Source organism: Endozoicomonas sp. Mp262, assembly GCF_025643335.1.
Classification (GTDB): domain Bacteria; phylum Pseudomonadota; class Gammaproteobacteria; order Pseudomonadales; family Endozoicomonadaceae; genus Endonucleibacter.
Window position 1 is genome coordinate 1,841,084 of the sequence record NZ_CP092489.1, and the last position, 21,096, is coordinate 1,862,179.

Here is a 21,096-nt window from a genome sequence, read left to right on the forward strand (position 1 = left end):
CAATAATCATCGGTGATAAAGTCCTTTTGATGTCGCGGAAAAACAACACAATTTTTCTATAGATATCTGTAATGTAAAAAGACCCAGTGGAATAAAGTAAATGTCTTTTGCAGTTATTGCCAATATCCTGATTATGGTAGGACTTATAGCCCTGCTTTATCGTTTCCAGAAACAGTATATGCCTTTTACCAGGCGGGTATTTATTGCCCTGGGCATGGGTATTGGCTTTGGTGCCTGTTTACAGATGTTCTATGGCTCTGGCTCTGATGTGGTAACCCACTCCATAAGCTGGTTCAATATTGTTGGCAATGGCTATGTTGGCTTATTGAAAATGATCATTGTGCCACTGGTCATGGTATCGGTTATCTCGGCCATTCTGAAACTGAAAGGTGCGGGTACCTTAGGTCGAATCAGTGGCTGGATTCTTACGTTACTGATGGTGACGGTCTCTATTTCTGCGGTGATAGGCATACTATCAGCATTAGGCTTTGGCCTGAGCGCTGAGGCAATCACGTCCGGTGCCCGAGAGGTTTCCCGTGGCGAGCATCTGATTTCTACGGCAGCTACCATTCAGGATCTGTCTATTCCCAATATGCTGATCAGCCTTATCCCCTCCAATCCCTTCCTGGATATGACCGGAGCGCGTAGTACATCCATTATTGGTGTGGTTATTTTCTCTGCTTTTATCGGTGTTTCCGCTTTGGGCTTACATCGCAAAAAGCCTGAGCTTGCCGCTCGTTTTGACAGTACCGTTGAAGTGGCCCATGCCCTGGTTATGCGAATGGTGACTCTGGTTTTAAGGTTGACGCCGTTTGGTGTCCTGGCCTTAATGACCAAAGTGGTTGCGGGCAGTAATATCAGTGACATTATGCAGTTGATTCGGTTTGTGCTGGCATCCTATGCCGCCCTGTTTGCCGTATTTGTTCTTCACCTGGTGATGGTTGCCATGACCGGAGCCAGCCCGCTGCAGTTCGTGAAAAAAATTCTGCCGGTGTTGACCTTTGCTTTTACGTCTCGCAGCAGTGCCGGCACTATGCCGCTATCTATCCAGACACTGACACAACGGTTGGGTGTTTCTGAAGGTGTGGCCAACTTTGCGGCATCTTTTGGTTCAACCATCGGCCAGAATGGCTGTGCGGGCATTTACCCGGCAATGCTGGCAATCATGATTGCACCTACTGTGGGTATTGATCCCACCAGTATTAGTTTTATTGGTACTTTGGTGGTCACTATTGCCATTGGTTCTTTTGGTGTTGCCGGTGTGGGCGGTGGTGCAACCTTTGCCGCCTTGATTGTGCTATCAGCCCTTGGAATGCCTGTGGAGCTTGCTGGCCTGTTAATTTCCATTGAACCTTTGATTGATATGGGGCGAACAGCCATCAACGTCAGTGGTGCCATTGCTACCGGTTTTGTGGGTGGCCGGGCCATGGGCGAGGTGGATATGGATGTGTTCAACAATAACGACTCCTTTGAACTGGATATGGATGCTGTTGCCTGATGACTCTACCTAACCATAATCAAAATGCCCCTCTTGAAATTGTGATTGTGGGTGCTGAGGCGGCAGGAATGAGCGCCGCAGCCAAAGCGCGCCGGGTGGCCAAAGATGCCCGCATTACGGTTTTTGAGCAGTCTACGGTTATCTCCTTTGGTGCCTGTGGACTGCCCTACTATATCGGTGACTTTTTTACCGATGCCCGTGAGATGTCAGAGTTTTCTCCCGATGATTTTGCGGCTAAGGGCATCGACGTCAAGGTTAAGCACAAAGTGCTATCCGTTGATTCTGAAAGGCAGCGGGTCAAAGTCTGTAATTTGGCGGACGATACTGTTTTTGAGCAGCATTATGATCGCTTGTTGCTTGCTACAGGTGCGACACCTGTGGTTCCTCCAGTACCTGGCTTGGATGAAGGGTTAAGGCAAGGCCGGGTGCATTGTGTCAAGACTATGGAGGACGGTATCCACCTGAAAGAAATAGTCGGCAGTGACCAGGTGACAGATGTGGCTGTTATTGGGGCTGGTTACATTGGTCTGGAAATGGCCGAAGCTCTAGTCAGGCAGGGAAAAAGAGTTCGTATTATAGAAAATGCCAGCCAGCCTCTGGCGGGTAGCTTTGACGCTGAGGTTACCGATCTGGTGGCTAACAGCCTGGAAAAGGCGGGTGTTGATTGTTGCTGGCAAGAATCACTGCAGCATTTGATCATCAATGATCACGGGGATTTGCAGCTGATTACCGATGGGGCAAGTTATCGAGCCGATCTGGTTGTACTTTGTACAGGTGTCAGACCGAATACTCACTTTGTGGCTGACCTTGGTCTTGAGAAGCTGGGTAATGGCGCCATTATAACTGATGACCAGTGTCGTACTAACGTGTCCAATATTTTTGCAGCGGGAGATTGTGCCACTGTACCTCATGCCCAGCTACAGCGGCCAGTATGGATTCCATTGGCAACCTATGCCAACAAAATGGGACGGCTGGCTGGCGAAACCATGGGCGGATTGGCTAAACAGTTTCCCGGAGCCTACGGTTCAGCCTGTTTGAAGGTCATGGATCTGGAAGCGGGACGAGTGGGTTTGACTCAGGCAGAGGCTGAAAGGGAAGGGATTGATGTCAAGACTGTGGTTATTCGCGATAAAGACCATACCAGCTATTATCCTGGCCAGGCAGATATTCTGGTTAAGCTCGTTTATGAGCCTGATTCCAAAAAACTGCTCGGTGGTCAGGTGGCCGGTGGTCAGGGTGCCGTACTGAGGGTTGATGCTCTGGCAGCGGCCATAAAAGGCGGACTGACAACCGAGGATCTGGGGATGATGGATTTCTGCTACGCGCCACCCTTTGCCAGAACCTGGGATGCCCTTAATGTGGCAGGGAATGTTGCCCGGTAGGGGAGGCTTTGTTGTGTCTCGTTCCCAGCGTCCCCGCTGGGAATGCACACGAGCAAACGTCAACAGCCCCTAGCCTGGCAAATTTGTATAATTCCAGCATGAAATCGTACAATTGCTCACCTATAGTTTCTTTGCTGTCAGTTAGCACGGCATTATTTTTATCGGAATTTTAGCGCTCTTTCGGGCTTTTTCTCCTAAAGAGATAGTATGATGGGCGACTCAGGGTTATACAGGCAAGTACAGTTTTTATATGGCAAGATCAAAAAGCAGTGGTCAGTGGCTCAGGGAACATTTTAATGATCAATACGTCAAGCTTTCCCAGAAAGATGGCTGGCGTTCCCGGGCTAGCTACAAACTACTGGAAATACAGGAGAAAGACCGGGTTATCAGGCCAGGAATGAAAGTGGTTGACCTGGGAGCCGCGCCAGGTGGCTGGTCTCAGGTGGCGGTTAAGCTGGCCGGTGACAAGGGGCGAGTGGTGGCTTCTGATATTCTGCCCATGGATCCCATAGCGGATGTTGACTTTGTTCAGGGTGATTTTACGGAAGAAGCGGTACTTGACAGTATTCTTGAAACCATCGGAGGTGATCAGGTAGACCTTGTAATTTCAGATATGGCCCCCAATATGAGTGGTATGCTGTCAGTGGATCAGCCCAAATCCATGTATCTGGCGGAGCTGGCTCTGGATATGGCCAGGCGGGTGCTCAGGAAAAATGGAACTTTTTTAACAAAAGTTTTTCAGGGGGAAGGCTTTGATGCCTACCTTAAGGATATGCGTTCTTCCTTTGGTCGGGTGCAGACCCGTAAACCAAAAGCATCCCGTCCACGGTCAAGGGAGGTTTATCTCCTTGCCAGGGATTTTAAGGGGTGAGAATGGTAGTCATATAAAATATTGATGTTTTCTACTAAAAATAGACTGACGACTGTCGCCTTAGCAACCATTCGTGTATGGTTACGGGTGAGTATTAACACGCATAAATATAGCCAGGCCGTGCCGTGCCTTCCCCGAACGATCACCTCTGGCTAAAGTAGGCTCAAGAGAGGGTAGCCCCTTGAATGATATGGCAAAAAACTTGATTCTCTGGGTCATCATCGCTTTAGTGCTGTTGACCGTATTCAAAAATTTCGACGGGATGCAAACGTCTACCCAGAAAGTTAGCTATTCCGAGTTTGTCAACATGGTTGAGAATCGTCAGGTCAGCAAGGTGGTGATCGACGGCTTTACAATTACGGGCATGCAAAATAATAGCGAGCGGTTTGAAACCAACTTGCCCCCAACTATTCCTGATAACCAGTTGATGGATGAGCTGCTGAGAGGCAATGTCCAGGTTGACTCCAAGCCCATCGAGAAGCAAAGCATCTGGACTCAGTTGTTAGTTGCCAGCTTCCCGATCCTGGTGATTCTGGCTGTCTTTATGTTCTTTATGCGTCAGATGCAAGGTGGCGGTGGCGGCCGTGGTGGCCCCATGAGCTTTGGTAAAAGCAAGGCCCGCTTGTTACCTGAAGACCAGATTAAAACCACCTTTGCTGATGTGGCAGGTGTAGAAGAAGCCAAGGAAGATGTACAGGAGCTGGTGGATTTCCTGAAAGATCCCGGCAAGTTCCAGCGCCTGGGTGGCCGCATTCCCCGTGGCGTACTGATGGTTGGCCCTCCGGGAACCGGTAAGACCCTGATTGCCAAGGCCATTGCGGGTGAAGCTAAGGTTCCTTTCTTTACCATTTCCGGCTCCGACTTTGTGGAAATGTTCGTGGGTGTGGGTGCATCCCGTGTACGGGACATGTTTGAGCAGGCCAAAAAGCAGGCGCCCTGTATTATTTTTATTGATGAGATTGATGCAGTGGGTCGTCACCGGGGCGCAGGTCTCGGTGGTGGTCATGATGAACGTGAGCAGACTCTGAACCAGCTGCTGGTTGAAATGGATGGTTTTGAAGCAAACGACGGTATTATTGTTATTGCCGCCACTAACCGTCCTGATGTCCTTGATCCTGCCTTGTTGCGTCCCGGACGTTTTGACCGTCAGGTTGTGGTGGGTTTGCCGGATATCCGTGGTCGGGAGCAAATCCTGAAAGTGCACATGCGTAAAGTACCGGTTTCCGGTGATGTACAGCCTGGTGTGATTGCCCGGGGTACCCCAGGGTTTTCCGGTGCTGATCTTGCCAATTTGGTTAATGAGGCGGCTCTTTTTGCTGCACGCTCTAATAAACGCACAGTGGATATGCGAGAGTTTGACCTGGCAAAAGATAAAATCATGATGGGGGCTGAGCGTAAGTCCATGGTCATGAGTGATAAAGAAAAGAGCAATACCGCTTATCATGAGGCAGGTCATGCCATTGTTGGTCGACTGGTTCCGGATCATGACCCGGTCTATAAGGTGAGTATTATTCCCCGTGGGCGAGCGCTGGGTGTAACCATGTTCCTGCCCGAGGAAGACCGTTACAGTCAAAGCAAGCAGGCGTTGATGAGCCAGATCTGCTCACTGTTTGGTGGTCGTATTGCTGAAGAGATGACGCTGGGTAAGGGGGGTGTAACAACCGGTGCCTCCAATGATATCCAGAGAGCAACCCAGATCGCCCGAAGCATGGTGACCAAGTGGGGACTTTCTGACAAGCTTGGTCCGCTGCTTTACGATGAAGACGATGGTGAAGTCTTCTTGGGTAAAAGCTATGGCAGCAGTTCAAAAATGAACGTTTCCGGAGATACTGCCAAGAAGATTGATGACGAAGTACGTCATATTATTGATGACTGTTATCAAACGGCTGAGAAGCTGCTTCGGGATCACCGGGATAAGCTGGACTTGATGGCAGAAGCCTTGATTCAGTACGAAACCATTGATAGTGACCAGATCGACGATATTATGGAAGGTCGTAAACCAAGGGCACCAAAAGACTCTTCAAATGGAGATGGTCAGGGAGGGGCTAAGCCTGCTTCTGCAGACGATTCCCAGGATGAAAAAGAGGATGGGACTATTGGAGGGCCTGCCGGAGAGGTTTAAGCTAAGCTAGTTGGCAGTAAAAAACGGGCAGGTTTATCTGCCCGTTTTTTGTTTAAAGCATCATACCAATCAAACGACGTCAGGAGTATTTGATGAGCAAGGGCTTTGAGCTGAACTGTGGTGGCAAATTACTGGATCTAAGTCGACCCCGGGTAATGGGCGTTCTTAATGTGACACCGGATTCGTTTTATGCAGGCAGTCGCTGTAGCAGTCTTGATCATACCTTGCAGCGAGCTGAGGACATGATCAATAGCGGCGCTGATATTCTTGATGTGGGGGGTGAGTCAACCAGTAAAATGGTTCAGCGTTTTGGTTATGTTGGTGACAATAACCGCTATGTGGGTGGCCAGCTTGCTGAGCAAGATCAAGCGGATACGGCTTCCTGTCAGCAGGAACTGGAGAGGGTGATACCTGTGGTTGAGGCGCTGGCAAAACGATTTGATTGTGTGGTTTCAGTGGATACCAGTTCAGCCCTTGCTATCAAAGAAGCAGCCCTGGCAGGTGCTGGTATGATTAATGATATCCGTGCACTTCAGCGGCCAGGTGCCCTTGATGCGGCGGCGGCAACGGAGCTGCCGGTAATCCTTATGCACTCATTGATTGATCATCCTGAGCCGGGTTTTGTACCTCATTATAATGACGTGATGACTGAGGTGCTGGACTATCTTAAAGAACGGGTTCAGTGCTGTGAGCAGGTGGGCATAGACAAACAGCGACTGATTATTGATCCCGGTTTTGGTGGGGGGCTTTTTGGTAAGAACCCCGGCTATGACCTGAGTATGCTAAAGCACTTTGAAGGTTTTCATGAGCTTGACCTTCCGGTTCTGGCAGGAATGTCGCGAAAGTCTTTTATCGGTGCAACCCTTAATAAAGGCCCTGATGAGCGCCTGGCTGGTAGTTTGGCTGTGGCACTAATGGCTGTTCAGGCAGGAGCTCATATTCTCAGGGTTCATGATGTGGCTGAAACTTGTGATATTCTTCGGATGGTCGAGGCGGTGAGAATGGCTGTATAGATTTTTAAAGAGACCATGACCTGTAAGTATTCCTGTATCACTAAGCCAGGTTATAGAAAAAATGCTGGCTTTGGATTGAGGGGCGGGAACCCTTTGGGTTTTGTTGTCTGTTATACAGAGTATTTTTTAATGTGTAGACTCGTTCCCAGGCTCCAGAGACTGTCGCGAAACTGAATGCAGCGTGCACAAAACGAGATTGATTCTCTTTTTTTTAACCACGGAGACACGGAGGCACAGAGTTTTTATAACTTTAAACTATAAATCTCCGTGCCTTTGTGTCTCCGTGGTTAATAAAAATAACTTTTGCGACATCCTCTCCAGCCTGGGAATGTATACCTCTCAAGGCCGGAGCAGTTAGAGATATCCGTATGCATTCCCAGCGAGGACGCTGGGAACGAGGGGTTCCCTAATGGTCTGCTAGAGCATGTGATTGGTATAAAACTCTTATCTTTTCAAAAAGGAATTTGCCTGATAATAGGCAAGCTTCAGGAGTAGTTCTCAGATGGCACGTAAATATTTTGGTACTGATGGTATCCGGGGTAAGGTGGGGGAGTTTCCCGTGACTCCAGATTTTGTCCTCAAGCTGGGCTGGGCGGCGGGTAAAGTTCTCGCTGCTGAAGGCCAGGGAAAGGTAGTGATTGGCAAAGATACCCGTATCTCTGGATATATGTTTGAATCTGCTCTGGAGGCGGGGTTGTCAGCTGCCGGGATTGATGTAGTGCTTACCGGGCCTATGCCTACTCCAGCCATTGCCTATTTGACCCGAACTTTTAATGGGCAGGCGGGTATTGTGATTAGCGCTTCTCATAATCCTTATTATGACAACGGCATCAAGTTTTTTGCTGGTGACGGAACTAAGTTGCCTGATGATGTGGAGTTGCGCATAGAGGAACTGCTGGAAGGAGAAATCGATGTGGTTGAATCAGCACAGCTGGGCAAGGTAAGTCGTTTAAATGATGCAGCAGGACGCTATATTGAGTACTGCAAGGCCAGCACTGCGCCGCAGCTGGATTTGTCAGGACTCAAGCTGGTTGTGGATGCCGGGCATGGTGCAACTTACCAGGTGGGTGCGGCCGTATTCAGGGAATTAGGAGCAGAGGTCATTGCCCTTGGTTGTGAACCGGATGGGTTGAATATCAATAAGGGCTGTGGTTCAACCTGTCCTGACCTCTTGGCGGAAAAAGTGCGTGAAACCGACGCAGATCTCGGCATTGCTTTTGATGGTGATGGCGACCGGGTGATTATGGTGGACAACCAGGGTTGTATTGTTGATGGCGACGAGTTGCTGTTTATTATTGCCGTGTGTCGTAAGCAGCGGGGCGTTCTGAAAGGCGGTGTTGTTGGTACCTTGATGACTAACCTGGGGATGGAGAAAGCGCTGGAGAGACAGGGTATTCCTTTTGCCCGGGCCAAGGTGGGAGACCGTTATGTTAATGAGCTGATGCTTGCCAGGGATTGGGAGCTGGGGGGCGAGTCCTCCGGACATATTATCTGCCGCGATGTATCTACCACAGGAGATGGCATTGTTGCGGCACTTCAGATTCTTAAGGCAATGAAATTAGCGGATAAAAGCCTGAGTGAACTAAAACTGGGAATGAGTAAATACCCACAAACCATGATTAATGTACGGGTGGAAAAGCATCAGGATATTTCCATTATTCCGGCAATTAGCGAAGCAGTGAGTGCATCAGAGGCTGAGCTTGCCGGACGTGGTCGGGTATTGCTGAGGCCTTCTGGCACAGAACCCGTCATCAGGGTTATGGTTGAGGGTGAAAATGCTTCTGAAGTACAAAAGCACGCCCGGCAGCTGGTTAAAGTGGTAGAAAAAGAGCTTGCTTGATTTCGCTTGTCCATAGCCAGGAAATGATTGCTATGGATTATGTCAGTATCTTCTCGTTTCTAGCGCCCTGAGGGTGTCGTAAAAGATGTTTTGATTCACCACAGCACTCTAAAGGGCGTAATAAAGGGACAGAGGACACAGAGTTTTCATACTCTTAAAGCATAAACCTCTGTGTTCTCTGCGCCTCTGTGGTGAAAAAAAGAGTACAAAACCAACTTTTTATTTACAGAATTGAGTTTCGCGACAGCCTCGGGACGCTGGGAACGAGATGCTTATCTTGTATAGATGTTAACGCTTAGCGACGCTAGTAATAACCAATTCCTCCTTCCACTTTAGCTTCAACAAATGTGCCTGAATCGCGGGTAATAATTTCTGCCGCTTTGTCCAGTGCGCCTATTGCTGCAAATTTTCCTCCAGAGCGAACAAAACGACAGACGGACTCTACTTTTGGGCCCATACTGCCAGCAGCAAACGGGAACTTCTCAAAAGCATCAGGTGTGGCTGAACGAATTTTCTTTGAATCCGGCTGGCCATAGTTGGTTTCCACGGCGGGCACATCGGTTAATAGAATCAGACCATCGGCATTAAGGCCTTCAGCCAGAACTGCCGAAGCCCTGTCTTTATCAACCACAGCCTCCACGCCAACCAGTTTTCCTGTTGCATCCCTGGTGACCGGAATACCACCACCTCCTCCGCATATAACCGTAATATCACCAGAGCCAACGATATGTTTCAGTGAAGGTAGTTCAAGCACTTCCTTTGGCTGCGGGGAGGGAACCACCCGGCGGTAATAGTTGCCGTCTTGCCTAATAGTCCAGTCGGTATGGGATTCACTGAGTACCTCGGCCTCTTCCCGGGTATATACCGGCCCTACAAATTTATCCGGGTTCTTAAAGGCGGTGTCGTCTGTGTTGACAATAGTTTGAGTGGATACTGTGCATACCTTGCGACCAGGCATATAGTTTCGAAGTTCCTGCTCAAACATAAAGCCAATCATTCCCTGGGTTTGCGCGCCCAAGGCGTCAAGGGGATAGGCCTGAACCTCTTTATAGGCCTGATTCATAAGTGCTAACAACCCCACCTGGGGACCATTACCATGAGTTAATACCACCTGATGCTTGAGGGCAACCCTGGCGATTGACTCGGCGGCAATACGGATATTTTCCCGTTGTAGGTGGGCTTCCAGAGGTTGGTTTCTTTGCAGGATAGCGTTGCCACCGAGGGCGATTACAAGCAGCATGGTTTAATCTCCCAGGGTTGCAACCATAACTGCCTTAATGGTGTGCATTCGGTTTTCAGCTTCGTCAAAGGCAATACAGTGTTCTGACTCAAAGACCTCTTCAGTGACTTCAAGCCCGTTTTTCATGCCATACTCTTCACCAATCTGTTTTCCCACTATGGTTTCATCATTGTGAAAGGCGGGGAGGCAGTGCAGGTATTTGACCTTGGGGTTTCCGGTTTTACGGATGGTGTCCATATTCACCTGGTAAGGCTTCATAAGATTAATGCGTTCTTGCCAGGCTTCCTTGGGATCACCCATTGAAACCCAGACATCGCCGTATAGATAGTCAGCACCCTTGACTGCCTCTGCAACATCTTCAGTGAAGAGAAGCTTTGACCCGCTTTTTTCGGCAATCTTACTGCATTGGTCAATAAGCCTTTGCTCAGGGTAATAGCCTTTAGGCGCAGCAATTGCGAAATCCACCCCCATCTTTGCACTGCCAACCAGCAGTGAGTTACCCATATTGTTTTTACCGTCTCCAAGGTAGCAGAGCTTCATTTGATTCAGGTTTTTGCCCTGGCCATGTTCAACCATGGTCAGGAAATCAGCGAGGATCTGGGTGGGATGCCATTCGTCCGTTAAACCATTCCATACCGGGACTCCGGAATATTCTCCCAGTTCCTCAACGGCTTTTTGTGAAAAGCCCCTGAATTCAATGCCATCATACATTCGCCCTAAAACACGGGCGGTGTCTTTTACGGACTCCTTGTGCCCCATCTGCGATCCACCGCTGATAAAAGTGACATTGGCACCTTGATCAAAGGCAGCCACTTCAAAGGCGCAGCGGGTTCGGGTTGAGGTCTTCTCAAATATCAATGCAACATTCTTCCCTTTTAGGTGTTGCTGCTCTGAGCCTGCATATTTTGCCCGTTTCAGATCCCGTGAGAGATCCAGTAAAAACTGTATTTCTTTGGGGGTGAAGTCCAGTAGTTTCAGAAAGTTTCGGTTACGAAGGTTATATGCCATGACCTTAGCCCTCTGGCTGAAAAACTTGGATAGGTTATTGGTAAGGACAAACAGGGAATAGAAACCCAAACCATTTTCTATTTTCCTGCTAAATTCCATCTCTCAGGATTGGGCAGCTCATGCAGCGGGCGCCACCACGCCCCCTACCAAGGTCCTCTCCGGGAATGGTGATTACGTCAATGCCGGCGGCTTCCATTTTCTTCAGGGTATGGACATTCCGCTCATACCCAATCACTTTGCCGGGGCTGATTGCCAAAACGTTATTGGCGTCATTCCACTGCTCGCGTTCCGCTTCAAAAACATCGCCTCCGGTGGGGATCATTCGGAGACTATCGATGTCCAGGGCTTTTGCCAGGGTCTTGAACAATCCGGCTTTCGTCCGTTCAGCAACAACCCTGCCTTCATCGCCAGGACGAAGCTCCCAGCATGGGCTGGTATCCAGGTTGACTCCGGGGTAGTAGCTGAAGCAGTCATGGGTCATATGGGTGAAGACAGTATCCAGATGCATGCAGCTGCGGTCTTTGGGGAGCATAACGGCAATCACTTTTTTTGCCTGGCCGGACTTAAACAGTGCCTGGGCAAGATTTTCTATTCCCTGCGGTGAAGTTCGCTCGGATAAGCCTATGAGTACCGAGCCTTTGCCTATTACCAGGACATCCCCGCCTTCGATGGTTGCGTGATCATAATTAATATCTTCATCACCATAATAGGTAATGAAATCCGCATTTCTGAACTTTGGATGAAAGCGGTAGATGGCTCTTAAATGGACGGTTTCTCTTTGCCTGGCCACTTTAGCCATTGGGTTAAGGGATACACCGCCATAAATCCAGCAGGATGTATCCCGCGTAAATAGGTGGTTAGGGATGGGGTCAATGACAAAATCTGTTTCTTTAAGGGTATCCAGGGTCAGGCTGTGACTTTTATGGTCCAGTTCGCTCACTGTCATGCCGCCGATAAGGTGGAAGGCCATGTCGTCAAGGTCCATGTCATTCAGGCTGGTAAGCACCTCCCTTTGAAGAGCTTGTCCATAGCGCCACGGGCTGAATTGCCTTTCCATGATCCATTCTTTTCCTTCAGGGGTGGCAAGGGTTTCGGCCAGGAGAGTATGTAGCAGCAAGACTTCTACGCCATTATCCCGAAGGGCCTTCTGGAACGCGTCATGCTCCTTGCCCGCACTTTCGACACGGAGTACGTCATCAAAAAGCAGGTCTTCACAGTTGGATGGAGTCAGTCGTCTAAGGGCGAGCTCAGGTCGATGTACTATGACCTGTCTGAGTTGCCCGATTTCAGAGCCTACGCTGAGTTGTGTCATTACACACCTCTCATTAAGGGAAAGTAGGGGACGGTTAAACAAGGCAAATTAGATAATCATCAGTAGTGTAGGCAGGGATTTCAGGCTCAACAAGTGTGGGCATTTCTTTTTTAATAAAAAGGATGGTTATGGCTATCCTATAATCGTTTCCGTAGTTGTCATTTTTTCTATTGCCCTCTCCGGCATTATTTTTTTGCAAGACTTGCGAAGGTGGATTGATTATGAAGACGTTCAGGTTTCCATCTGCATATACGATTCTGTTTTTAATTATTGTATTTGTTGCGATTCTCACCTGGATCGTACCTGCAGGTAAATACCAGGTTGAAACCAATGAAGCGTTGGGGAAAGAGGTGCCTGTAGCGGGTACTTATCATGAAGTGGAGCCTAATCCTCAGGGAATTGAAGAGGTTCTTTTGGCCCCGGTCTCCGGTTTCTATGACCCGGACTCCTACCAGGCCAACGGGATTGATGTGGCTTTTTTTATCCTGGTTATTGGTGGATTCCTCGCCGTAGTGACAAAAACAGGGGCTATCGATTCGGGTATCGCCAAAGTGACTGCGGCTCTTGAGGGGCGAGAGCAGTTAATGATTCCCATCCTGATGTTTCTGTTTTCACTGGGTGGCACTATCTATGGGATGGCAGAAGAAAGCCTGGCCTTTTATCCTCTTATTTTACCGGTGATGATTGCTGCCGGGTACGACTCGATAACAGCCGTATCCGTTATATTGGTGGGTGCGGGTATTGGTACGCTTGCCTCTACCGTTAATCCTTTTGCAACAGTGATCGCGTCAGATGCAGCGGGGGTCAGTTTTACTTCCGGTATGACCTTGCGTTTTATCCTTTATTTCCTAGGGCTTGCCATTTGTATTGTTTATGTCATGCGCTACGCAGCCAGGGTAAAAGCGGATCCTGAACGCTCAATTGTTGCCGAGATGCATCAATCCAATCGCGACCATTTTCTTTCCCAGCGTGATGAAACCATTTCTTCAGAGTTAACCGGTTCCCAAAAATTGATTTTGCTGCTATTTCTCGCTGCTTTTGGTGTGATGATATATGGCGTTTCTGTGGCAGGCTGGTGGATGGCCAGAATGTCTGCCCTGTTTCTGGTGGCCTCAATTTTAACGGCGTTTATTGCCAGGATGAGCGAACAGGAATTTACAGATACTTTTGTTGACGGTGCCAGGGATCTTTTAGGTGTAGCACTGGTGATTGGCATTGCCAGGGGCATTGTGACCATCATGAACGATGGCATGATTACCGATACGATTCTTTATTGGGCAGAACAATCTGTCAGTGGTCTGTCATCTATTGCATTTATTAATGTGATGTACTGGATTGAGATTGTGCTTTCATTTTTTGTGCCTTCCAGTTCCGGGCTTGCTGTGCTGTCCATGCCGGTAATGGCGCCATTGGCGGATTTTTCCAGTGTTGGCAGGGAGCTTGTGGTAACAGCCTATCAATCAGCCAGTGGTATTGTTAATTTTATCACGCCCACATCAGGGGTTGTGATGGGTGCTTTGGCCATGGGGCGAGTGTCTTATGAGCGTTGGCTCAAATTTGTTTGGCCCTTATTGTTAATCTTGACGGTGTTTCTGACGATTGCCCTGAGTGTGGGGGCATTTGTTGGATAGGCATAGGTAATGGGGCCAGGAGCCTGTCGGACTTAAGCTTGTTCTATGCGGCAACGCCGGGGCTGTTGCCGAAAGCCAAAAAGGATAAACAAGGTGAGAGCGAGTTTGTGAAATATTTGGGTTAAGCCCGACCGGTTCCTAATCTTTTTCCACCCTGATAATGTTTCCGTTAAAGGCATCCGTAACAACGGTCACTTTCTGTTTGTATTTGCCTGTGCAGTAGAGTGTTCTGATCAGTCGATTTTCACTGTACTTTAACGTTGTCTTGTTTATTTTTTGGATGGAGTACTTTTGTTGTAACTCATTTTTTAGTATTCCCAGGTCGTATAGGGATGTTTTTTGTGGGTTCCTGTAGGGGTGGTCTTGAATGATCTCTCCTGTTTTAGCGTTGATTGTCATTGTGTACGTGGTTTTGTCGGGGGGCACTTTGTAAAGAATACGGTCCTGGTTGGTGTGATCGGTGGGTTCGAAATGCTTGATAATTTGCATGTTCGGGTGTGCGGCTTTTGCTTTATCAAGCTTGAGGAGTTTTTCTGTGTGAGTGGGGATGTCGGCATAAACCCAGCCGTGACAGGGAATAAGTAAGGCCATTAGCCATACTCGAGAGGGTCGTTTGATGATCATGGCAGGAAGGTCTGTATTTGGAATGTCTTGATGGTAATATGCCCTGAAAGCGTAGACCTGAAGTCACGGTATTACAAACGGGGCTGGCTTTAAGGGATAAGTGGTCTGTATGGTGTTTATGCTTTTCTCTCAGAGGTGCATTGCTTGATTGGGAACGCTTCTAAGTAGTTGTATCGGCTTGTGGTCTAGGTTATCATTCGCACCCCCGCGAGTGATGAGGTGAGCAGTATGCGTCAGCCGCTAGTAGCTGGAAACTGGAAGATGAATGGCTCTTCCCAAAGTATTCGAGAACTTCTCGACGGTATCGTTTCCGGACTGGAATCCAAGGCCGAGGTGCTGGTTTGCCCTCCTGCTATTTATATTCAGCAGGCTCGCGAAATGCTCAGCGGTACAGCTGTGAAATGGGGGCTTCAGAACGTCTCTGATAAAGCGTCCGGTGCTTTCACGGGTGAAACATCTCCGCTGATGGCAAAAGATCTGGATTGCAAGTACGTGATTATAGGTCATTCCGAACGTCGCTCTATTTTTGGAGAGACTGATAAGGATGTTGCCGCGAAGTTTTGTGCTCTTGTTGATCAGGGTATTGTACCTATTCTATGTGTTGGTGAAACTCTGGAAGAGCGTGAAGCAGGAACAACCATGAAGGTGGTTGAAAAGCAGATAGAGACTGTGCTGCAGGAAGCAGGTTCAAATCGCTTGGGTAACTTTGTCATTGCCTATGAGCCGGTTTGGGCTATTGGTACTGGTTTGACTGCGACACCTGAACAGGCTCAGGAAGTTCATGCAGCTATTCGAGAGTTGCTTTCCCGGACTGATGAAAGTGTGGCTCAAAAGACCAGAATACTGTATGGTGGCAGCATGAAAGCAGCCAATGCAGCTGAGTTGATGGCCAACCCTGATGTGGATGGCGGTCTTATTGGTGGGGCTTCGTTGGTCGCTGAAGATTTTAAGGCGATTTGTCACGCTGCGGGATAGCAATGGAAACAATAGTTCTTATTGTGCATGTTCTTGTCGCTGCTGGAGTGATCGGATTAATTCTGATTCAGCAGGGCAAGGGCGCTGAAGCGGGTGCCAGTTTTGGTGCCGGCGCCTCTCAGACGGTGTTTGGGAGTCAAGGTTCTGCCAGCTTTTTGAGCAGGACAACAGCAATATTGGCGACGGTCTTTTTCTTGACCAGTTTTGGCCTGGCAATGGTGGCCAGACAAAAAGCTGATGCTGTAAGCGGTGCGGGTATACCGGCTGTAGTTGTTGAAGAAACCGTTTCCGGTGATGCTCCAATTTCTGCAGAAAAAAATACTGTTGAAACTGATGCGCCTGTGATAGAATCGCAGCCAGTTAAGAGCGACGAAGAAAGCAAGTAGTCGTCTTTTTTGTCCGGGTTTGCGGACAGAATGGTGTAGCCGAAGTGGTGGAATTGGTAGACACGCCATCTTGAGGGGGTGGTGCTCTATTGAGCGTGCGGGTTCAAGTCCCGCCTTCGGCACCAATAGTTTAATGGCTGTATAACGATGGGTCGTTGAATATAAATTGGAATGATTTAGGAGAAAGTTGTCAGTTATCATTAGTAGCGATATACTGATAAACGCTTTGATGCGGGGTGGAGCAGTCTGGTAGCTCGTCGGGCTCATAACCCGAAGGTCGTTGGTTCGAATCCAGCCCCCGCTACCAATATAAAACCCCCGTTTGAGGGGTTTTTTATTAGGTGGTGCAATTTTAAGTGCAGCGGCAGTCTGTGAGTGTCTGTGCTGCATATAAGCACAGGGCTTTCATAGCCCTTTTTTTGTTTTTATAGCAGGTGTTTCAGTCGTGGCAGGCAAGCAGTCGCAACTGGAGATAATGATAGAGCCGATTGTAGCATCGCTCGAATACCGCCTTTGGGGTATTGAGTTTCTGTCTCAAGGGCGTCATTCATTACTCCGGATATACATAGACAGTGATGGTGGTATTACTCTTGATGACTGTGAAAAAGTCAGTCGTCAGGTGAGTAGTGTCTTTGATGTTGAAGACCCCATCACTGAGGAGTATACACTGGAGGTCTCCTCTCCTGGTATGGATCGCCCTTTATTCAGGCTGGAGCAGTACCAGGCCTGGGCCGGATCTGAAGTATCGATTCGGTTGCGCGTACCCTTTGAAGGACGGCGAAAGTATAAGGGCGTTATCAAAGGGGTTGAGGATCATGATGTTGTTATTGTGGCCGATGGTCACGAGCTTCTGTTGCCTATCGAGAGTATCGAAAAGGCGCAGGTGATACCACAGTTCGACTGAATTAATCAGGCCGGACAATCGTACCGGTTTGCGGCCAGAGAAGTGTTGGCATAAGCATGGACTGGTTCAGCATAGACGAGGCAGAGCATGAGTAAAGAGATTCTGTTGGTCGTAGAGTCCGTATCCAATGAAAAGGGAGTGCCGCCCGAAGTTATTTTCGAGGCGATTGAAATAGCACTGGCAACGGCGACCAAGAAACGCTATGAGAGCGAGGTCGATATCCGTGTGGCTATTGACCGGAAAACAGGGGAATACGAGACTTTCCGTCGCTGGACGGTTGTGGCTGATGAGGATTTCGAATTCCCTGGCATGCACTTGACCCTGGATGAAGGCCAAGAAAAAGAAGAAACCATCGAAATCGGTGGTATCTGGGAAGAAGAAGTAGAATCCGTAGGCTTTGGGCGTATTGCAGCACAAACCGCCAAGCAGGTTATTGTACAGAAGGTCCGTGAAGCTGAGCGGCTCCAGATGGTTGAAGCTTACCGGGATAAACTGGGTGAGCTGATTTCGGGGACTGTGAAGAAAACAACCCGTGACAGCATTATTATCGATTTAGGTAATAATGCTGAGGCAGTGATGCGTAAAGATCAAATGCTGCCCAGGGAAAACTTTAGGGTAGGAACCCGGGTTCGGGCATTACTGCACGAAATTTCCACAGAAGGCCGTGGGCCTCAGCTGATGCTTTCCCGGGCTTGTCCGGCCATGCTGGTGGAATTGTTTAGAATCGAAGTTCCTGAAATTTCAGAAGAAGTTATTGAAATTAAAGGTGCGGCAAGGGATCCGGGGCTTCGTGCGAAAATTTCGGTAAAAACCAATGATGGCCGTATCGACCCGGTAGGTGCCTGTGTTGGTATGCGCGGAGCACGGGTTCAGGCCGTTTCCGGAGAGCTTGGGAACGAGCGTGTTGATATCGTGCTTTGGGATGAGAATCCAGTGCAGTATGTCATCAACGCCATGCAGCCTGCCGAAGTGGCCTCCATTGTGGTGGATGAGGACTCCGGGGCAATGGATATTGCTGTTGCGGAAGATAATCTGGCGCAGGCTATTGGTCGTAACGGCCAGAATGTTCGCCTGGCCAGTGAGCTGACAGGCTGGAACCTGAACGTGATGACTGAGTCTGATGCTGCAGAAAAGCAGCAAAAAGAGACCGGACGCGTTGTCCAGAGGTTTGTTGATCAGCTTGGCGTTGATAAGGAACTGGCCGAACTGCTGGTGGAGGAAGGGTTCTCCACCATGGAAGAAATTGCTTATGTACCTATCGATGAGATGCTTGCAATCGAGGGTATGGACAAAGAAGTGGTCGACGAGCTGCGTACACGCGCCAAAGACAAGCTGCTGACTGAGGCAATTGCTCAGGAAGAAAAAATCGACGGAGTCCAGCCTGCTGATGATCTGCTAAATATGGATGGCATGAATCAGGAATTGGCACTTGAGCTGGCCAGTCGTGGTGTTGTGACCATGGAAGATCTTGCTGAGCAGTCTGTGGATGAATTGCTTGAAATTGAAGGCATTGATGAAAAGCAGGCCGGTGAGTTGATTATGACCGCGCGCAAACCCTGGTTCGAGGAAGCGGGTAACTGAGCGGGCCACTGAGAGGAGAAGTGTGAATGGCAGAAGTAACCGTAGAACAACTCGCTGCAGTGGTCGGTGCCCCGGTCGAGCGATTGTTGCAGCAAATGCAGGATGCCGGACTGCCGCAGACCAGTGCGTCTCAGCCGGTAAGCGATGCTGAGAAACAGCAGTTATTGGCGCACCTGAAGCGCAGTCATGGTGGTGGCTCATCCGCTGAGTCTGGCAAGATTACCCTGAAGCGTAAAACTGTCAGCAAGATGAAGGTTTCTGGCAGTACCGGGAAAAACAAGGTTGTCAATGTAGAGGTACGCAAAAAGCGTACCTACGTTAAGAAGGAAGAAGAGTCCGAAAACAAGCGCAGGGACGATAGGGGGGCAGATGCCCGTTCTCGTCGTGATGGGGACAGTCGTGGTCCTCGTCGTGATGGAGATTCCCGTGGTCCTCGTCGTGAAGGGGACAATCGTGGTCCTCGCCGTGATGGAGACTCTCGCGCTCCGCGTCGTGAAGGGGACAATCGTGGTCCTCGCCGTGAGGGTGATAATCGTGGCCCACGCCGTGAGGGAGATTCCCGCGGCCCACGCCGTGATGGACCTCGCGCTCCAATGATGGCAGCTCCTGCAGAAGTTCCAGCTCCGTTGCCGGATGATGGCCGGAAGAACCGTAAGCGGGGTAACAAGAAAGATCGTCGTTCTGACTCCGATGATCTGCCACGCCGCAATGGTGACAGAAGGGGTGGACGTGATAACCGCAGGGATGATCGCAGGGGCGGAAGTCGTCGTTCCTCCCGTACGGTGACTCCTGAGTCCATGGTGGCTCACGGCTTTACCAAGCCGACAGCGCCGGTTGTGCGTGAGGTTTCCATTCCTGAAACCATCACTGTGGGTGAACTGGCCCAGAAGATGGCGGTGAAAGCTGCCGATGTCATCAAGACCATGTTCAAGATGGGCTCCATGGTGACTATCAACCAGGTCATCGATCAGGATACTGCCTCCATTATCGTTGAAGAAATGGGGCACAAGTTCAAGCTCACCAAGGCAGACGCCATTGAAGACAGCCTGGTTGACGATACCGGTGAGGTTCAGGGTGAAGAGGCACCTCGTGCACCGGTAGTGACTGTGATGGGTCACGTTGACCACGGTAAGACTTCTTTGCTGGATTACATTCGCAAGAGCCGGGTACAGGCTGGCGAAGCCGGCGGCATTACCCAGCATATCGGTGCTTACCATGTTGAAACACCTCGTGGCATTGTATCCTTCCTGGATACTCCGGGACACGCGGCGTTTACAGCGATGCGTGCCCGTGGAGCCCAGGCAACGGATATTGTTATTCTGGTTGTTGCCGCCGATGACGGTGTGATGCCTCAGACTGAAGAGGCGGTTCAACACGCTAAAGCGGCAGGTGTACCCATTGTTGTTGCTGTTAATAAAATGGATAAGCCGGAAGCGGATCCTGACCGTGTCAAGAATGAACTGTCTGCACGGGAAGTTATCCCTGAAGAGTGGGGTGGTGATACTCAGTTCATGCCTGTATCTGCCCTCACCGGTGAAGGTGTGGATGAGCTGCTGGAGGCCGTTCTTCTACAAGCTGAAGTACTTGAGCTGAAAGCTGTGCATGACGGTCCGGCTCGTGGTGTGGTTGTTGAATCTCGCCTGGATAAAGGTCGTGGTCCGGTAGCAACGGTTCTGGTGCAAAGTGGTGAGCTCAAGCAGGGGGATAACATCCTGGTGGGTCAACAGTATGGTCGTGTTCGTGCCATGCTGAATGAAAACGGCAAGCCTATTAAGACTGCCGGTCCTTCTATCCCTGTTGAGATTCTGGGTCTGGATGGAACACCGGGTGCCGGTGATGAAATGCAGGCAGTGAGGGATGAGCGCAAGGCCCGTGAAATCGCCATGTTCCGCCAGGGCAAATTCCGCGAGATCAAGCTGGCCAGACAACAGGCAGCCAAGCTGGAGAATGTCTTCTCCAGCATGGGCACCAGTGAGAAGAAAGTGTTGAATATCGTTCTCAAGGCCGATGTTCGAGGCTCTCTGGAAGCGCTGACTTCTTCCCTGCAGGAGCTGGGTAATGAAGAAGTTGAAGTGAAGGTCATCTCTGGTGGTGTGGGTGGTATCACCGAAACTGATGCTAACCTGGCACTGGCCTCCAATGCCGTTATTGTCGGCTTTAACGTCCGTGCTGATGCCTCTGCCCGTAAGGTAGTTGAGGCAGAAGAGCTGGATATGCGTTACTACAGTGTCATCTATGACATTGTTGATGATGTCAAGAAAGCGCTGGGTGGTATGCTGGGCTCCGATACCCGTGAAGAGATCGTGGGTGTTGCGGAAGTTCGGGATGTATTCCGTTCACCGAAGTTTGGTGCGGTTGCTGGCTGTATGGTGGTCGAAGGCACTGTTCACCGGAATGAGCGCATCCGTGTCCTGCGTGAAAACGTGGTTATTTACGAGGGTGAGCTGGAATCCCTGAGACGCTATAAGGATGATGTCAATGAAGTTCGTAACGGCATGGAATGTGGTATTGCGGTTAAGAGCTACAATGATGTGAAGCCTGGCGACAAGATCGAGGTTTATAAGACCATCGAAGTGCAGCGGACGCTCTGATCCCATGGATTATATGAGTTGATGTCAAGCCCGCAGTGTTTAGCTGCGGGCTTTTGTGATTTGTAGGAGCCTGTTTGTGCCTTATGAATGAAATCATAGGTTATGGATGGGCCCATAG

General features: G+C 49.6%; 16 protein-coding genes and 2 tRNA genes. 14 read left to right on the top strand and 4 right to left on the bottom strand.

The window, feature by feature from the left end; all coding sequences use genetic code 11:
* Nucleotides 1–100 precede the first annotated feature (100 nt).
* The 6 genes from MJ595_RS08110 to glmM all read left to right on the top strand — a co-directional run bounded on the left by MJ595_RS08110 (nt 101) and on the right by glmM (nt 8,726).
* Nucleotides 101–1,498, top strand: a complete 1,398-nt coding sequence (locus MJ595_RS08110) for an L-cystine transporter (RefSeq protein ID WP_263081944.1) — start codon at nt 101–103, stop codon at nt 1,496–1,498.
* Nucleotides 1,498–2,880, top strand: a complete 1,383-nt coding sequence (locus MJ595_RS08115; protein WP_263081945.1) for a CoA-disulfide reductase — start codon at nt 1,498–1,500, stop codon at nt 2,878–2,880. Before MJ595_RS08110 ends, MJ595_RS08115 begins: the two co-directional genes overlap by 1 nt.
* A 250-nt stretch (nt 2,881–3,130) precedes the next feature.
* Nucleotides 3,131–3,751 (top strand): 23S rRNA (uridine(2552)-2'-O)-methyltransferase RlmE, encoded by a 621-nt coding sequence (gene rlmE / locus MJ595_RS08120; protein WP_263081946.1) that lies wholly within the window; start codon nt 3,131–3,133, stop codon nt 3,749–3,751.
* 190 nt (nt 3,752–3,941) lie between these two features.
* A complete protein-coding gene (gene ftsH / locus MJ595_RS08125; protein ID WP_263322474.1) occupies nt 3,942–5,873 on the top strand; it encodes an ATP-dependent zinc metalloprotease FtsH in 1,932 nt (643 codons plus the stop codon).
* A gap of 92 nt (nt 5,874–5,965) precedes the next feature.
* Complete coding sequence (gene folP / locus MJ595_RS08130) at nt 5,966–6,886, top strand: dihydropteroate synthase (RefSeq protein WP_263081947.1); 921 nt, start codon at nt 5,966–5,968, stop codon at nt 6,884–6,886.
* 502 nt (nt 6,887–7,388) lie between these two features.
* Nucleotides 7,389–8,726, top strand: coding sequence for a phosphoglucosamine mutase (glmM, locus tag MJ595_RS08135; protein WP_263081948.1), 1,338 nt, complete (start codon nt 7,389–7,391; stop codon nt 8,724–8,726).
* A gap of 304 nt (nt 8,727–9,030) precedes the next feature.
* On the opposite strand, the gene arcC is transcribed toward glmM, so the two are convergent.
* From arcC to arcA, 3 genes are all read right to left on the bottom strand, one after another.
* On the bottom strand, nt 9,031–9,966 hold the full coding sequence (gene arcC, locus MJ595_RS08140) for a carbamate kinase (protein WP_263081949.1): 936 nt from the start codon (nt 9,964–9,966) through the stop codon (nt 9,031–9,033).
* Nucleotides 9,967–9,969: 3 nt separating this feature from the next.
* Nucleotides 9,970–10,974, bottom strand: coding sequence for an ornithine carbamoyltransferase (argF, locus tag MJ595_RS08145; RefSeq protein WP_263081950.1), 1,005 nt, complete (start codon nt 10,972–10,974; stop codon nt 9,970–9,972).
* Nucleotides 10,975–11,062: 88 nt separating this feature from the next.
* Nucleotides 11,063–12,286 (bottom strand): arginine deiminase, encoded by a 1,224-nt coding sequence (arcA, locus tag MJ595_RS08150; protein ID WP_263081951.1) that lies wholly within the window; start codon nt 12,284–12,286, stop codon nt 11,063–11,065.
* Nucleotides 12,287–12,507: 221 nt separating this feature from the next.
* On the opposite strand from arcA, the gene MJ595_RS08155 reads away from it, so the two are divergent.
* Entirely contained in the window at nt 12,508–13,917 is a 1,410-nt protein-coding gene (locus MJ595_RS08155; RefSeq protein ID WP_263081952.1) for a YfcC family protein, read from the top strand.
* 138 nt (nt 13,918–14,055) lie between these two features.
* Here MJ595_RS08155 and MJ595_RS08160 read toward each other — a convergent pair whose 3' ends face one another.
* Nucleotides 14,056–14,541, bottom strand: coding sequence for a PepSY domain-containing protein (locus MJ595_RS08160; RefSeq protein WP_263081953.1), 486 nt, complete (start codon nt 14,539–14,541; stop codon nt 14,056–14,058).
* Nucleotides 14,542–14,769: 228 nt separating this feature from the next.
* Between MJ595_RS08160 and tpiA the strand changes: the two genes are divergently transcribed.
* The 7 genes from tpiA (at nt 14,770) to infB (ending at nt 20,978) form a co-directional block, all read left to right on the top strand.
* Complete coding sequence (gene tpiA / locus MJ595_RS08165) at nt 14,770–15,516, top strand: triose-phosphate isomerase (RefSeq protein ID WP_263081954.1); 747 nt, start codon at nt 14,770–14,772, stop codon at nt 15,514–15,516.
* Between the two features lie 2 nt (nt 15,517–15,518).
* Nucleotides 15,519–15,902, top strand: coding sequence for a preprotein translocase subunit SecG (secG, locus tag MJ595_RS08170; protein ID WP_263081955.1), 384 nt, complete (start codon nt 15,519–15,521; stop codon nt 15,900–15,902).
* Between the two features lie 38 nt (nt 15,903–15,940).
* Nucleotides 15,941–16,027, top strand: a tRNA-Leu gene (locus MJ595_RS08175).
* A gap of 105 nt (nt 16,028–16,132) precedes the next feature.
* Nucleotides 16,133–16,209, top strand: a tRNA-Met gene (locus MJ595_RS08180).
* Between the two features lie 138 nt (nt 16,210–16,347).
* Entirely contained in the window at nt 16,348–16,806 is a 459-nt protein-coding gene (gene rimP / locus MJ595_RS08185) for a ribosome maturation factor RimP (RefSeq protein WP_263081956.1), read from the top strand.
* A gap of 87 nt (nt 16,807–16,893) precedes the next feature.
* Nucleotides 16,894–18,387: a transcription termination factor NusA gene (nusA, locus tag MJ595_RS08190; RefSeq protein ID WP_263081957.1), complete on the top strand. Its 1,494-nt coding sequence runs from the start codon at nt 16,894–16,896 to the stop codon at nt 18,385–18,387.
* A gap of 26 nt (nt 18,388–18,413) precedes the next feature.
* Nucleotides 18,414–20,978 carry a translation initiation factor IF-2 gene (gene infB, locus MJ595_RS08195; RefSeq protein WP_263081959.1) on the top strand — a complete coding sequence of 855 codons (2,565 nt, stop codon included), beginning with the start codon at nt 18,414–18,416 and terminating at the stop codon, nt 20,976–20,978.
* Nucleotides 20,979–21,096: the final 118 nt, after the last annotated feature.